Genomic DNA, 17,504 nt, shown 5'->3' with positions numbered 1-17,504 from the left:
TTTAATTTATAAGTTTTTATTTTCTTCTTCTTTTATAAACTACTACTCCACCAAGTAATGATGTAATTCCTAAAAGCATTGTTGATAATCCTGATGGTCCACCTGTTTGAGGAAGCTTACCTGGTTTATTATTTTTATCCTCTTCAGTACCATTTGATGTATCTCCATCACTATTTCCTGGATTTTCCTCCGGCTTAACTTCTGGGCTTTCATCTGGCTTAGATTCTTCAGTATAATCTGTAAAATCTTTTATTGCAGCCTCAAGTTTCTTATTTGCCGAGAATATTTCTTCTCTTGATCCACCGTCTATTAATAATTTTTCAACTTCAGCTACTTCTACCTTTAAGGCTTCAATAACTTCATTTGATTTACCTTCAGTATTTGTCAATAGCTCTTTTGCCGTTACTAAATTAGCTTTTGCAATCTCTTTTATAGCCTCTAAACTAAAGTTTTCAGTTACTATTTCATATATTTCAGGCTTTCCAGATCCTTCTTGGAATTCTAAAGTTATTGATATAACTTCTTCTGGCTTTTCCATATTAAACATATTATAGCCTTTGTCTAATGTTCCAAGCTCTATTCTTCTATCATCTGATGTTCTAGCAATAACTTTAGCATTAGATATAGTCTTTTCACTTTGGAATACTTCAACTTTATTTACTAAAGCACCATCAAATATATTATAAACTAGCTTATCTTCACTACCAAGATCTCTAGATGGTATATATGAAGTTTGAATATTATTATCCATTAAGTTAGGTAATCTATGATTATCATCAGATGGTTTAGCAGTTGATTCAAATATAACTTCTGCTTCTGGTGAATTTACTGAGAAATCAGACATTCTAAGCCATGCATCAGTTCCCTTTGTTGCAGTTACTCTTAAATATTTAGCATTAAAATCTAAGTCATACATTCTAAATTGTTCAGAAATTCCACCATTATATATTTCTGTCCAATTAGTTCCATCTAGTGAATATTCAACTTTTCCATCACGGATTCTATCTCCACCATATGCTCTATCCCCTATAAATTGAATATTTCTTACATTAGTTACTTCACCTAAATCTAAAGTGAAATAATCTCCAACATTTAATGCACCTGATGAAATAAAGCTTGAATCTAAATCTCCATCAATAATAGCATTTAAATCTTTATAATTTCCGCTACCATTTCTATTTGTTTCAACTGATTGATTTCCTCTTCCTTCAATTACTACATCCATACTAAAATTCTTTAATGTTTTATCTTCATTTGATACAAATCTAACTGCCTTTACAATTTGTGCTTTATCTAACTTTATTGTTTCACTATCTCCTAGCTTAATCCAATCAATTCCATTTACTGTATATTCAATACTTCCATTTGCATTACTATTTACATCAACTCCAGTAATAAACTTAAATTCCGGAAGTTCTAATTCAATTGTATCTCCAGTTTTTAATTTAACTTTTTCTTCTAAAACAACTGAATTTATTTCATTTTTATCAGCTATACTCTTTTTATATGAAAGCTTAGCATCTACGCTAGAGTTCACTCCACTATGAGTGTTTTTATTTACCATAATTTCTCTTACGTATAATTGATTTTCTTGATCCTCCGTTGCTACATATTTAATATATCTAGCATTTTCATTAATTTCATCTTCAAACACTTCTCTGAATGTATTTCCTTCAACTATAGTTTTCCACTCAATACCATCTTTAGATATTTGAAGATTTCCATTCATGATCATATTATCTTCTGAAGTTCTTCCCATTAACATATAAATATTTTTAATATACTCTTCTTGTCCTAGATCTACTATTATTTCATCTCCAGATTTAATATTTCCTGATGATCTATATGCAGTATCTAATTTACCATCAAACATATTTGAAAGTTCATAAGGTGATTTACCATTATACCATTCCTCAAACTTTAATGGTGAAAGATTATCAGATGTAGTTGCTTGATAATTATATGTTTTTACTTCTTCCTTTAATACACCATCAAAATACATATTGTCTGTCTTTGTATTAGCTTGTTTAATAAAATCATCTAATACCTTTTCAGATATTATTGCTTTTGATGAATCTAAAACTTCAATTTGCAATGAAAGCTTTGACTTTAATTCCCACCATAACTTACTATCGCCTTTTAGCATTGCGATAACCATATCTGCTGCTGTAGATGCTGCATCTGCATAATTAGTAAGCTTTTCTAATTGAGGCGCTACTTCTTCAAGCATCTCAGAATATAACTTAGATTGAGTTTCTGATACTGCTGATTTTATTGATTCAAATCCTACTTTTAAACTCTCAAGTTCTGTAGCTGGAATTTGTTTATTATCAACCTTATCCCAGAAAGAATCCATTATAGCCCTCATTTCTGGAGCATCTTCTCTACCAGTATCAAGTCTTGTACTATGATCAGCAAATTTCTTAAAGCTCTCTTTCAACTCTTCGCCAACTAAATCTGAAATTGCATTATCCCAAGCCTTATCATGGTTATAAGCTGCAGTATTCCAAGCATAATCAGCTCCTGTATGAAGAGTTATTTTTGATGCTTCTGCAAACTCCATTGGATTCATAACAAATCCACCAATCTTACTATCTAAATCATTTCCTAAGTTATATATTGGTCCTAAAGCTAACTTATCAACTCTATAGTCGCTAACAGGATAGTTCCACCATAAAATCATTTTTCTATTGTAAAGATTATTTACTTTTTCTGCATCATCTAAAGTTACTGTTTCGGACATAACATTTTCCCCTGTCCACATAACTTCTATATCAGTATCTAGATTTTCAGCAAATCCTTTCGTATAAGGTTTAACTTGTCCATCAGTAAACATTGAAGTTCCCCAGTATTGCGTTGGAACTGTTAATAATGGTTTAACACCATCTTTTGCCTTAACAAACTCTGTGTTAAATCTGTTCATTATAGCAGCTTGTCCAACTCCATCATCTGTGAATATATCATCCCAAAGGATTGCAAAACTTCTAACTCCCATGTTATATAATGACTCACACTTATCAATAAGTGCCTGATAATCTGCTTCTGAATTTATATCTATATCCTTTCCTGGAGAAATTGCAAATACAAAATCAACTTTATTTTCAGTAGCTGTATTAATAAGCTCCTGCATTCTTGCCATTTCTTCTTGTGGATATGGATCTCTCCATTGATCCCTATGATATGGATCATCCTTTGGAGCATATATATACATATTTAATTTATTGTCTCCATAAAACTTAAATTGATCTAATCTATCTTGATGTGTCCAAGGATTTCCATAGAACCCTTCTACAATGGCTCTTACATGTTGAGTAGGGTAATCATTTACATAAACCTCAGGCATAACATTTTGATTATTTACATTAAGTACTAATTCCTTTAAAGTTTTAACTCCATAATAAGTACCAACTTCATCAGTACCTTCTATAGCTATTGTCATAGATCCATTTTCATTTGTGTTAGCAGCAAGAACATATCCTTCATTCACAGAAATAGATTCTGCTCCTTCTTTATTAATTTCAGATAAGAAATTATTCATTTCTTGTATATTATCATCATCCTCTCCGATTATTATCGTTGTGGATTCATCATTAAAATCAGTATTTACTTCAAGACCTAAAGTTTTTAAAAATTCCATTAGTTCTCTTACAGCATCTTCATCTGCTTTATCTTGTCCAATTATGTTTACTTTATTAGATAAAACTGTTCCTTCTCCTGAAGATTCTATTAATTGTGGTGTTGGGCTTACCCTTGGTGATTCAACTTTTAATTTTACTACTTTCTTATCTTGATTATTAATAACATCTGCAAAAACTGTTGTTGGTGTTGTTGTAAATATAAATGATGCTACAACTACCTTTGCTAAAATAGAATTTAATTTTGCTCTTAACATTTTATCCCTCTTTCATCTGTATTTTATTATTAATTTTAATATTAAAAATAATAATAGCTGCGCTAAAAATTATTTTATTTATAAATAATTTTTATAAATAAAATATTTCTATCACAGCTAATGCTCTAAATTTAATTAGATTACACGCCAAAAATAAACATAATTTAACTTTCATTTACAGTATATATACATTTATCCACTATGTCAACGCTTTCATTACTTTTTTTAGTAATTACATCAAATTTTCTAAATAAATAATATTATTGATTTATTATAATAATTCCAATAATTATATGATAATACCTTGAATTTAATAAATTGGCTGTATAAAAATAATTTTTGATATTAGCCAATAAAACTGGAACTTCTAATTCAAGCTTCCTATTCTGCGAATATATAATATATAAATAATAGAGAAAATTTTCTATTTAATTTTAAAAACGTCTTTAAGTAAGTAAAATCAATGGTTTAAAAGGGGCTCGCGTTTCGCGAGCCCCTTTATAAAAATAAGAAATTAACTTTTTTAAGGCAATAAAACTTACTTGAAATTGAATAAACTTTATATTAAATAGATTTCTAAGATTGCACCTTTTCAAAAAAATTATCTTTTCTTAATAAACAAACTTTATTGTAAAACTTTTATTTAATTATTTGCAGATTTTTTTCTTAATGTTACTACTCCAACTATTAAAATAATTCCTCCTATTGCTAGAACCATAACTGGTGATGTTCCTCCTGTATTAGGTAAATTTCCATCACCTTTTCCTGAATTATTATTTTCATCACCTGTTGGAGGAAGTGGGTTACTATCTTCGCCTGGCTTACTATCATTATCTGAATTATCTTCACCTGGTTTTTCATTTTCTCCAGGATTTTCTTCCTCACCTGGAACTGATGGTTTCTCAACTAAAGAAGATATTGCTTTGTTTAAATCTTCTAATGCTTTATCTATCTCTTCTTGAGTAGCATTTACATTTATCATAACTTCTTTTGCTACATTTAGCACTTCTTTTAGGTTAGCTATTGATTCTTCAGTGTATTTATCAGATGTCAGCATACTTTCTGCTTTTTCTATTGCTTCTGTCAATGCTTCTTTGTTAACATCCATACTTTCTTCAACTGTTGAAATTCCGATTTCATTTAGAGTTGGAGCCATTCCATTCCATTCTATTTTTATTTCAAATACATTTTTGAATTGTGATGTATTAAATACATTAAGACTCTTACTTAATTCCCCTATATTATTCCATCCATCTTCAGTTCTTATAGATACTGCTGCATTTGATACTGTAGTTGGATCTTGTAATACAGTGAACTTTTTGATCTCTGTGTTATCAGAAATATAATATGTTAAATGTCCTGTTTTTGGCGCATTTACATTAGGTTTGAATGCTGTGTTTAATTTACCATCTATTAAATTAGTTGGTTCAAACTTAGCTTCTGCTGCTGGTCTAACATCAAACGTTACATCATTAGTTGTATTTTCTATTTTTAACTTAGTAACATTGGTTTTAACTGACTCCTTACCTTTATTAATAATACGAATATAACGTGCATTTACACTAGAGCTCAAGTCTTCTACAGCTGTCCATTCAATACCATTAATTGATATTTCTAAAGTTAGATTATTTTTATTTGTATATTCAGCAATAATATTTTTTAATTCTTTTATTTTGTTTAACTTAATACCTACATATTCATTTTCTGCTAATGTAATATCATTTATATTTTCAAGTATAGCTGTTTCTGGTAATATATTTACTTTATTGTTAGTTAAAGCTTCTATATTTGTATAAACATCTCTAAATAAATTGCTATCATCTTCTTTATTAATTGAGAATTCACGAACTGATATCCAGTTACTTTTGATTTCCCCTGTTGGAATAACTCTTACATATTTAGCTTTTACTTTAAGATTTTCTACAACTATTTTTTCTTTTTCTGGTCCATATGCAACACCATCTATATCCGTCCAAGTTTCTCCATCCATTGAAGATTGGAACTTAACAAAGTTAAATTTATCTCCAGCACCTGGCTCACCTTGTTCAAATGTAATACTGTTAACTTCTGTTACTTCACTTAATTCTAAAGCAACATAGTCATCTTCATTTGCAGCTCTACGAATCCACATAGTTGATAATCTAGAATTATCTCCATCAACTATATTTTGAACATGTCCCCAATATAAATTATATCCCATATTTGTATAGGGGAATAATGATAGCTTAACAGTGTCTGGATTAATTTCTTGATTAATTTTTTCACCAATTATTCTTGATAAATCCTTGGCAAATGGTACTAAATGTCTACTACCTGGCTCTGGTCTAATTTGTCCATTAATTCCTTGAACTCTATAACTTCTTGAAGAAGTATATTCACTTACACCTAAAGCATAATATTTAACAGCTTCCTCATAGTTACCTTCTTCTAAAGCAAGTGCCGCATTAACGTATGCAACTGTTGATTCAGATAAATCTCTTAACGAATCAACCCATGCCTTAATTTCATTTTTCATCAATTCATTTTTAGACTTTTGTGCAAAATTATTAGTTGCATCTAAAATTTCTTTATATTCTGCTAAAACAATCTTACTATCTTCTATTATTGATTCTTTTCTGAATAATTTCTTTGTAAATTCTTGAATTATTGGTCTTAATTCTTCAGACTCCTCTAAAGTTAATCCATGCCAAGTTGGAGCTGGATCACTCATATGCTTTGCAAATGTGTGTAATTCTTCAGTTGCATCTGGTTCAATATATTTAAATGAATCTTCCCAACTCTTGTCCATATCAAAACCTGCACGATTCCAACCATAGTCTGCAATTGCAAATAGAGCTACCTTTGAAGCTTGTGCCTCTTGCATTGGATTAGTTACAATTCCTCTAAAGTTTGTAACATCTTTATCTAACATTTCACCCTTACCCATTAATAAACGACTATTATTGATATCATTTACAGGCCAGTTTAACCACATGAAAGGTTCTCTTCCTACTGCTTCTTTAAAGAAATCGAAACTATCTTCTTTTACATATCCAAGTATAGTATCACCTGTCCATAATATTTCAGTACTTTCAGGCATTGCAGAAATTGTGTTTAAATATTCGTTATTAACATCTCCACCTGCTGACTCTTTTGTATATACCTTAGGAACAAAAATGAAACTATATACATCACCTTTTGATAATCTCCATTGTTCTAGATCATTCATAAGTCTTACTTGATCTTTTGCTTCTCCCTCAGCATCATCGGCAAGTACTCCAAACTGGCGAACACCTATACTGTATAATTGTTCAAACTTTGCAATAATCTTTGATAAATCACTTTGATAGTTTTCATCTGTATCGAACTTCATTCCATCCTTTAAGAATGGGTGAATTGTCCATATAAATTTATTTTTTGTTTTTGCTCCAACCTCAGCTAATTGTCTAAGTTCTTCTAGCTTTTCTGCTGGGTATGGATCTCTCCATTTAAGGCTATGATATTCATCGTCTTTTGGAGCAAAAATATATGCATTCATCTTAAAGTCTCCACCAAACTTCATTAAATCCATACGATTTTCATTACTCCAAGGAATACCATAATATCCTTCTATAAAACCTCTCCAATGTCCATCTGAATAATCTTTAATTAATAGTTCTCTTATTTCATTACCTTCTATTTGTTTAAATATTAATTTTAATGATGTAAGCCCATAGAATGCTGAATCAGTATCTTTACCTAATACTGCAATTACATTATCATCTACTGATACTATATGAGAATCTATTTTCTCAAAATGAGCATCATCACCTAAATTTCTATTATTAAAATAATTATCTACAATACCTTTAGAATTATTTATTCCTACTAAAAAATTTGTTTGGTCACTTTTTATTTCAGTACCTACTTCGTATGAAATACCTTTAATATTCAATACTTCAAATAATCTATTTTTAGTTGCATCATCAATTCCATCTTCAAATATAACATTTGCCTTATTTTGAAAATTTATATTACCATCGCCATATTCAATACTTTGAGGAATTGGGTATATTTCATACTCTACATTTTTAACCTCCTTTCCATCTAAAGCTTTAACCCTTAGTGTAAATACGTTTGGTAATAATGTAAATAACATAATTACCATCATAGCCTTTGCTATGAATCTCTTTAGTTTTTTACTTTTTAATCTCACTATTTGGTCCCCCTTAATAAAAATTATATAATAATGTAATTTAATATAAATTAAGCTTTTAATAATAATTAATCATATTAAATTAAACAATATTACTAATAAAAAAAAGCTGGAAAAGATATACTTACCTTTTCCAGCTAATGCTCTAAATTAATTAGATTACACGCTAAATTTTAACAAATTTTAACTTACTTTTACATTATATATAAAATAACTCCACCAGTCAACGATTTTATGGAAATTTTTTCATTCTATAAGTTTTAAAAAACTTCTATACTATTAAGTAAATTCTTTAAACTTACATAATAAAGCCTTAAAATAAAAAATAAAGAATCCAAATACATAGGATTCTTTATTTTCGGGGTTATTAAATAATTAATTTTAATTAATTAGAAAAAAAGTTTGTATATTAATTGTAAATATTTCCACTATATGAATTTTAAATATTTATTAAATATTCTGATTTAAACTAAGTCAGTTAAAATTCAATAAGATTTAAGCCTATATTCTCATCAAATTTTCTTCCTATAGCTCCATTTATTCTATTTATTATTATTTCTGCTGTAGCACTGATAACTGCTTTATTTAAATGTCCACCTATACATTTTCCCTCTAAATTTGCAAAAGTTCCATGTATATGTAAATATACTTCCTCATCCATTACTGATATATTTCCTGTAATATTTGTAATTTCAAAGTCATCTTCATAAGTAGATGAATAATATTTCTTTTCATTTGGCTTAAATAAGCCTACAACTACATGATTAGTAGCCCCTAACCCTGATATTGAACCTGCTATTATTTTTTGTTCTTCACAAACTTTTTTAATAGATTCAATAACTTCTTCTCCCTTTTCTAATCTTAAAACAATTCTTTCATCAAATACTCTATAATCCATTTTCTATTCTCCATTTCTATAAATATACTTCATCCAGTATTATACTAAGTTTATTCTTATTTTGATTTTATCATAAAAATAAAAAGTAGTATAATTCTACTCCTCAAATCTTCTCTCTTACTATTCTCATATTTTCATCATATTTTATTCCTAATTCCTTTGATATCTTATCATTTAATTTTATAAGGTTATCTTGATACTCATTATATTCACTACTTAGAATTCTCATATTCGGTATAAATATATCATAATACCCACTGCTATTAAAAAATTCAAGCATATTCTTTTTAAACTTGTAAAAAGGTTGCATAACTTTTAATATAGATTTATCATTTTGCATATCGATATTTTTTATAAGCTTTTCTTTATATTTTTCTAATTCTTCTCCTTCAGCATTTAACATATTGTATATTTCTTTTCTTGTATTTTCAGCTATATTCTTTTGTATTTCCTCTGACATATTTTCATATGCTAATTCAATAAATTTAGGTATTTTTATATCTGGCATATCATCTAGAAAACCTACTATTTTAAGCCATGCATCATACTTTTCCAAAGTATCTATTGGTTCGTTTAGATATGGTGAAAAGTGATGGGCTAAATATAACCCTAGTCCACTTGGAAAGGATCTTTTTAATTCTCTCTTTATAAACTCACCACTACTTTTTTCATCTACTATAATTTCTTCATTTAAATTTCTAATGCTTTCTTCACTTAAATCTCCAGATATAATCCTATTTAAATATACCCTTTGTATTTTTATTTCAATTTCTTTTTTATATTTATCTTTAATAACATTATTTAATATTTCCTTCTTGTTATTGCTATTTATTATTCTTTTAATATCTTTAATAGATATATCTAACTTTCTATACAAAGATATTTCATTTAATAACGATATATCTTCTTTTGAATATTCTCTATATCCATTTTTATTCCTCTTTGATTTTATTAGCTCATGTTTTTCATAATAACTAATAGCTTTTTTAGTTAGTCCTGTTAAATTAACAACTTCATTTATTAACATACTATCACCTCAAATCTATGCTAATCTATTCCCTTAGGTTCTAGTCAATAATAATTAAATTATAATATAAAATCTTTTTATTATTAATATTTATACTAATTTGTTAAACTACTTTACATTAAAATTAATAAAACATTTAGAAAATAACAAAAGCCATACATAAAAATGAAATTAAACTAATTTTTAATGTTAAATTTCATCTTTGCATGGCTTTTATTTTTTCTTGTAGTTATTACAAATTAATTATTTATAAGAATTTTCATTTGGTAGTACTTTTGATTTAATTTCATTTGCTATTGCTTCATCTCTGATTTCCTTATGAAGTCCTTTTAGCGCTCTTTCTCTTCTTTCATTTCTTTCTTCTAGATTTTCAATTGTTTTGGGATCATCTGTTTTATCAATCATTTCATTAGCTAAATGAATATTTTCTAAAACGTTATTGATATTTTCTTGTATTCTTTCTACATTATCGCTTCTATCATCAGGCTTATTTTTCATTTTAATCCCTCCTATAAATTAAATTACATTAATATGATGTACAATTTATATTCGTTTATACTGTATTAGCTATGAAATTGATTTGCCAAAAAAGTAACTTATGAACCCCTTTTTCTATTTTTTATAAAAAAAAGTTGTATCAAAAGATACAACTTTATATACTAATACAATATAATTTTTTATACCGAAATATTATCTTTAAATCTTTTTAACAAATTCTGACTTTAACTTCATAGCACCAAAGCCATCAATTTTACAATCAATATTATGATCTCCATCAACTAAACGTATATTCTTTACTTTAGTACCTTGCTTTAATGGTGATGAACTTCCCTTAACTTTTAAATCCTTTATTATAGTAACAGAATCTCCATCGCTTAAAATATTTCCATTTGCATCTTTTACTACTTTTTCATCTTCATTATCATTATTTACGGAGTCTAAAGTCCATTCATGTGCACATTCTGGACATATTAAAAGACTTCCATCTTCATAAGTATATTCTGAATTACATTTTGGGCAATTTGGTAAACTTATCATTAATCCATTTCCTCCATTAGTTAAATATTTAAACTTGTACAATATATTAATTAAAATATTGTTCTTTACAAAAAAATATATAAGGCAATCCTTATATATTTTTATACTATCATAATCACATTATATTTACAATTATTATACTTATTTGTTCTTATAAAATTAATTTTTATATACATATTTATTTCTAATTTTACTTCTAGTGTAACTTTATATATATTAGAAATTTTAAATTCACACTATTATTTTTTCTATAGGCATTATCAGGTTGCAAACACTAAAATATTAGCATTTATATCAGTATAATATGAAACATAATGTACCCAATCTTTTAAGTTTGATTTACTAATATCATTCTCTACAACTTCTATTGCTATAAAAAAATATTCCCCTTAAGTAGAAATTTCAATAAATATCAGTATTTTCATCAGTATATATCAACATATATTTGAAAAAACTAACATTAAATTCTACAACTAGAAGGAGATTATACAAATGATGAAAACTTTCAAAAAATCCTTATTCCTACTATCCTTATTAAATTTATTTTTTATTCCATTAAAAGCTAACGCCATAGAAAATACTTCTTTCACTAATGATACTTTAACTAAATCAAAATGTGATTTAAAAATGAATGAAAGAAAACTATGGATCGATCATGTTCTATGGACTAGGAATTATATTATAGCTGATATAGATTCTCTTGAAGATAAGGGCCCAGCCTTAGAAAGACTTCTTAAAAATCAGGATGATATTGGAAACTATATAAAACCCTACTATGGTGAAGAAGCAGGAAATAAGCTATCTTCTATATTGAGAGAACATATACAGCTTGCTGGGCAAGTTCTTGATGCAGCTCAAAGTGGCAACAAGAATGATTTTGAAAAATATAATAAATTATGGTATCAAAATGCAGACCAAATAGCCGACTTCCTAAGTTCTGCTAATCCTAAGTACTCAAACAAAACTTTAAAAAGTATGTTACACAAACATTTAGACTTGATTTTAGAAGCAGTCAATGCTAGATTAAAGAAAGATTGGAAGTCAGATATCGATGCATTTGATAGAGGAGAAGATCATATGATTATGTTTGCAGATATACTTTCTGACGGAATAATCAAGCAATTTCCAGAAAAGTTCAAATAATTATTAATATAATGCCAAAATAATATAAGAGTATAAATGCTCTTCATACTCTTATATTATTTATATTTAATCCTATATTTTTATTTATCATAATTTCATAATTAATTCAAATTCATCTGATGAAATAGGCTTGCTAAAATAATATCCTTGTATTCTATCACACCCTATTTCATATAAAATATCAAACTGTTCTTTTATTTCTACCCCCTCTGCAACAACAATTATATTCATTTCATGTGCAAGTTTAATTATACATTCAGCTATCACTCTATCATTTTCACTTTTATGTATATTATCTATAAATGATTTATCTAGTTTAAGCTTATCTATTGGAAGTAATCTTAAATAGCTAAGAGATGAATATCCAGTTCCAAAATCATCCAATGCTATTTTAACTCCTAAATCTTTTATTTCATTAAGTACCTTTAAATTTTCTTCTATATTATTCATAACTATGCTTTCTGTTATTTCAATTTCTAAGTATTCTGCTGGTAGCCCACTTTTATCTAATATTTCTTTTATTGTATTTAAGAAATTACTTTGATAAAGTTGTATAACTGAAACATTAACAGCTATAGTCATTGGAGTAATTCCTTTATCAAGCCACTCCTTATTCTTTATGCAAGCATTGTATAATACCCATTCCCCAATTGATATTATTAATTCACTTTGCTCTGCAAGTGGTATAAATTCTATTGGTGAAACATTTCCAAAGGAATTGCTTATCCATCTTAATAAAGCTTCTGCTCCTATAACTTTAGAATCATTAATATCTATTTGAGGTTGATATAGTAATTTAAATTCTGATTTACAAATAGCATTTCTAAGACCATCTATTAATTGCGATTTTCTAACTATATCTTTAGACATACTTTCATGATAAAATAAATATCTATTTTTACCATTTTCTTTAGCTTTATACATAGCTATATCTGAATTTTTAAGAAGCTCTGATTTATTTGAAGCATCATTTGGAAAAATACTTATACCAATACTTACACTAGTAAAAATGTTTTTTCCCTTAACTTTAAATGGATTTTTAAATAATTCTAGAATTTTAATAGCTAGTTCTTCAACTTTTGATTTTCCATTGATGTCTAAATTTAATATTAGAAATTCATCTCCATCTAATTTACATATAAATTCATCATTATCTAAAATTTTTATAAATTCTTTTGCAATACATTTTAAGAATTCATCTCCATAATCATGTCCTAAAGTATCATTTATATTTTTAAAATTATCTATATCAATTAAAAATGCTGCTCCTCTATATTCCGTTTCTAAATCCCCTAATAATTCATCATCAACTTTATCTAAGAACATATGCTTATTAGGCAATCTAGTTAATTGATCATAAAACGCTAAAGTTTCAATTTTTTCTTCTGCATTTTTTCTTTCAGTAATATCTGAAATAGAGCCCGAAATCTTTACTGGATTATTTTCACTATCAATTAATGCTTTACCCCTTATAAATACCCACTTAATATTATTAAGTATGTCAACTACCCTACATTCAACATTAAAATAAGAAGATTTTTTATTTAAATGTTCTTCAAACAATAATAATACTTTTTCTAAATCTTCCTTTAATATTATTTTTTTAAATGTATCTATTAAATCTTCTGAACTATAAATTGTATATCCAAGTAAGCTTCCAAACTTATCTGATAAATAATGTTCTTTATTTTTAAAATCATATTCCCAAATTATATCATTTGCTCCATCAACAGCAAGCTTATATCTCTCTTCACTAGCTTGTACTTCATTATATTGCATTTCTAATGACTCTTCTGTAGCCGCAAGTTCTTCATAAACAACATTTAGTTCATCATAATTTCTACTTAATTCTTTTTCAGTTATAATTCTTTTTTTTATATTAATAATTAATATTACTATAAGAATTACTAAAGATAAAATTACGATAGAAACTATATATATTTCTATTTTATATGTACTATAAAATGAGAATGGCTTATTTATAATATTATATGTACTTGGAATCTTGTCTATAGATATATCATATTTATTTAACTCATTATAATCAAATATGAACTTACTAGGTGATTCTCTTTCAATAGGTATATTTTGCACATTCTCTCCATTTAAAATATTTAATGTCATCTCTGCTGCAATTTTCCCTTGACTATATCCATCTATTACTTTCCCGCCTATAATATTATCTGTTAACATAAAATCCCAGCACACATAAACGGGTATATTTAATTCTTTTAAATAGCTATTAATTTCACCATAAGGTACATAATTACCAGCTTCTGATTTTAATTGTCCTATCATTAGAATAGCAGTTTCTTTATTTAAATTATTTCTTTTATCTAAAATTTCAGATAAATCAATATCTCTATAAAAATTAAAATTAATATCATAGCTATATTTAGATATAGCTTTTCTAACTAATTCCTCATTTAGCTTCCCAGAAGACATAGAATCTGAAATTACCATAACCTCTTTTACATCTTCCTGAAAAAATAATATACTATCTATTGTAGACTGCACATCTATAGCTTCCACTACTCCTGTATAATTGGATTTTCCTTTAAGCATTTCATCATTAAAGTTATTTATTCCACAAAATACAACTGGTATGCTTCCAAAAATATCCTCCCCATAATTTATCATGAAATTTAATGCATCATTATCTGAACATATAATTGCATCAAATTTAGTATTCTTATATTTCTCAGTATAAAGTTCATTTAATATGCATATATAAGTTTCGCCTCTATTATTTTTTAAGTCCATAAATTCATAATATAATATTAAATCATCTCTTACTCCTAGAGTTTTTTGTATACCTTCCTCAATATCTCTAGTCCACTGTAACTCTTCACTATATGAATTTAAAATTAATATTTTTTTATTTGATTCAGCCTTTATAGGAACTTGAAAATTCAAGATAATAAATAAAAATATTATGAAGGAAAACATCTTCTTTTTCAAATTTCCACCCATTACATCCCCCTAACCATAAAATAAATTATTAATCTGTATTTATTTGTACTCTTTTTCTAATTGCGACTTTTAAAGTTGTCTTATAATTTAATATAGGGTTTCACAAAATAATTATACTCAATGATATAGCATTTTTCTACAGTAAAAACCAAAAAGTATTATTAATTAATTTATATTATACATATATATTTAAGAGAGTGTAAACTTCATAGATCGATGCAGTAACTCCTTAAAATAAATGCTTAAAATTATTTTTACACTCTCAATTGTACCTCTTAATAATATCTTGCTCTAACCTCTCTTGTAAAACCATAATCAATAATGACTGGTTCCCCATTAACTATTCCCCAGCTACTAGTCCTGCAGAGATCATTTGCTAATAAATTATATCTATATACAATATTCTGAAGTTCTCTTAAGCTAAAGAGTTCGTCAATGCTTCTAACATTAAAATAATAAAGAATATCTTTAATATTGTTTATTTTATCTGCTTTTTGCATTATTAGATAATCAAAATTATAAGAGGCTTCCTTCACCTTTGCAAATAAATCTGAGGAATCTATTGATGAAATTTGATATTCAACTTTATTTTGCGCTATTCCAGCTTCATTTTTTGCAATTTTTATCACATATCCATTTCCTAGGTCAAATACTCTTCGTGCCGAACCTGAACCAATGTATCTATAAAACATTCTTCTCTTGTTAAACATAATTTACCACTCATTTCAATTATTCATTTGATAAAAATCTAAATAGAAATATTAAGGAATATTCTACATATTATCTTATTCTACCTACAGTAAACTAGTTCATATTTTAAGGCTTCTTATTAATTTTGAGATTTAAATTAATAAAAAAAGATATTTAAAGTTACTAACTTTAAATATCTTTTTTTATATCAAGTTTAATTTAATAAGTCTTTTTCCAAATTGATTTACTAAACATAATTAACATTGGATAAATTTCTAACCTACCAGCAAGCATACAAAAAGATAATGTTATTTTACTTAATGGTGAAAATGCTGAAAAGTTACCTATTGGTCCCACCATTTCAAATCCTGGTCCAACATTACTTATAGTTGTTAATACAGATGTTGATGTTGTAACTAAGTCAAACCCATCAAAGGCAACAATAAACATCGCTATTAACGAAATTACAATGTGTGCTCCTATAAATAAAAATACACCTGATATAGTTTCTTCATCAACTAATTTTCCATCTACTTTAACACTTTGTATTCTTTTAGGATGTAATATTTTATCTATACCACGTCTTATAGCCTTAAGTATTATAACTATTCTTATTGTTTTTACTCCACCACCTGTAGATCCCGCCATTGCACCTGTTAGCATAAGTATCATTATTATAATTTTACTTAGTGTTGGCCATAAATTAAAATCTACTGTCGCATATCCTGTAGTAGTAACTATAGATGCAACTTGAAATGATGATTGCCTTATTGATTCAATTAAATTTCCATTATTAAAATCCAGAATATTTATCGTTATAAATATTATAGATATCAAAATCATTAATAAATAATATTTTAGTTCCTCACTCTTGAAAAAGTTCTTAACATTTCCTTTTATTATTTGAAAATATAAGGCAAAATTAATTCCAAATAATATCATAAATACTGTTATAATCCACTCAACAGCAGGGTTATTAAACGCAGCAACACTTGAATTCATATTAGAAAAACCACCTGTTCCTGCTGTTCCTAATGCATGTATTACCGAATCATATGGAGAAAGACCTGCTGCCATCAATAAAATTGTTTGTATTACAGTTAAAATTAAATATATTATATATAAGATTTTAGCTGTTTCTCTTATCTTAGGAACTATTTTTCCAGGGTTTGGTCCTGGACTTTCTGCTCTTAATAAATATATTGTATTAGAACCAAGTGATGGTACTAATGCTAATATAAAAATTAAGAATCCCATTCCACCTATCCAATGTGTGAAACTTCTCCAAAATAATATTCCTCTTGGCAATGACTGAATTTCTGTTAATATTGATGCTCCTGTTGTTGTAAAACCAGATACAGTTTCAAAAAATGCATCTACAAAAGATGGGATTGCACCACTTATAACAAATGGTAAAGCTCCAAATGCTGCTATTACAATCCACGCTAATCCTACAGTCAAAAAACCTTCCTTTGCATACATCCCTTTTTCTTTAATTTCTATTCTTCTAAGTAACAAAGCTATTGGCATCATTAAAATCATAGTAATTAAAAATGCAAAGCTATCTCCATCTCCAAAAGCTAATGATATTCCAAAGGGAATTAGTAAAAGTATTGATTCATAAAGCAATACATTACCTATTACCTTTAGAATAATTTTATAATTCATA

10 protein-coding genes are annotated in these 17,504 nt (G+C 27.2%); 1 reads left to right on the top strand and 9 read right to left on the bottom strand.

Features of this window, described 5'->3' with window-relative positions; all coding sequences use genetic code 11:
- Positions 1-16: 16 nt before the first annotated feature.
- The 6 genes from I2A75_RS05305 to I2A75_RS05280 form a co-directional block, all read right to left on the bottom strand.
- Complete coding sequence (locus I2A75_RS05305) at positions 17-3,892, bottom strand: beta-N-acetylglucosaminidase domain-containing protein (RefSeq protein ID WP_195263441.1); 3,876 nt, start codon at positions 3,890-3,892, stop codon at positions 17-19.
- A 643-nt stretch (positions 3,893-4,535) separates the two neighbouring features.
- On the bottom strand, positions 4,536-8,066 hold the full coding sequence (locus I2A75_RS05300) for a beta-N-acetylglucosaminidase domain-containing protein (protein WP_195263440.1): 3,531 nt from the start codon (positions 8,064-8,066) through the stop codon (positions 4,536-4,538).
- Positions 8,067-8,544: 478 nt separating this feature from the next.
- On the bottom strand, positions 8,545-8,964 hold the full coding sequence (locus I2A75_RS05295; protein ID WP_195263439.1) for a PPC domain-containing DNA-binding protein: 420 nt from the start codon (positions 8,962-8,964) through the stop codon (positions 8,545-8,547).
- 103 nt (positions 8,965-9,067) lie between these two features.
- Positions 9,068-9,991, bottom strand: coding sequence for a MerR family transcriptional regulator (locus I2A75_RS05290; protein WP_195263438.1), 924 nt, complete (start codon positions 9,989-9,991; stop codon positions 9,068-9,070).
- Positions 9,992-10,234: 243 nt separating this feature from the next.
- Entirely contained in the window at positions 10,235-10,489 is a 255-nt protein-coding gene (gene tlp, locus I2A75_RS05285; RefSeq protein ID WP_195263437.1) for a small acid-soluble spore protein Tlp, read from the bottom strand.
- Between the two features lie 198 nt (positions 10,490-10,687).
- Positions 10,688-11,029: a zinc ribbon domain-containing protein YjdM gene (locus I2A75_RS05280; protein WP_195263436.1), complete on the bottom strand. Its 342-nt coding sequence runs from the start codon at positions 11,027-11,029 to the stop codon at positions 10,688-10,690.
- A gap of 495 nt (positions 11,030-11,524) precedes the next feature.
- On the opposite strand from I2A75_RS05280, the gene I2A75_RS05275 reads away from it, so the two are divergent.
- Positions 11,525-12,172, top strand: a complete 648-nt coding sequence (locus tag I2A75_RS05275; RefSeq protein ID WP_195263552.1) for a glycosyltransferase — start codon at positions 11,525-11,527, stop codon at positions 12,170-12,172.
- Between the two features lie 87 nt (positions 12,173-12,259).
- Here I2A75_RS05275 and I2A75_RS05270 read toward each other — a convergent pair whose 3' ends face one another.
- The 3 genes from I2A75_RS05270 to I2A75_RS05260 form a co-directional block, all read right to left on the bottom strand.
- Positions 12,260-15,145, bottom strand: coding sequence for an ABC transporter substrate binding protein (locus I2A75_RS05270; protein WP_195263435.1), 2,886 nt, complete (start codon positions 15,143-15,145; stop codon positions 12,260-12,262).
- A 275-nt stretch (positions 15,146-15,420) separates the two neighbouring features.
- Positions 15,421-15,855 (bottom strand): hypothetical protein, encoded by a 435-nt coding sequence (locus I2A75_RS05265; protein WP_195263434.1) that lies wholly within the window; start codon positions 15,853-15,855, stop codon positions 15,421-15,423.
- A gap of 199 nt (positions 15,856-16,054) precedes the next feature.
- Complete coding sequence (locus I2A75_RS05260; RefSeq protein WP_195263433.1) at positions 16,055-17,503, bottom strand: TrkH family potassium uptake protein; 1,449 nt, start codon at positions 17,501-17,503, stop codon at positions 16,055-16,057.
- Between the last annotated feature and the right edge of the window lies 1 nt (position 17,504).

The organism is Clostridium sp. 1001275B_160808_H3 (assembly GCF_015550425.1).
Taxonomy (GTDB): domain Bacteria; phylum Bacillota; class Clostridia; order Clostridiales; family Clostridiaceae; genus Clostridium.
This window is presented reverse-complemented; position numbering and strand designations above follow the sequence as displayed.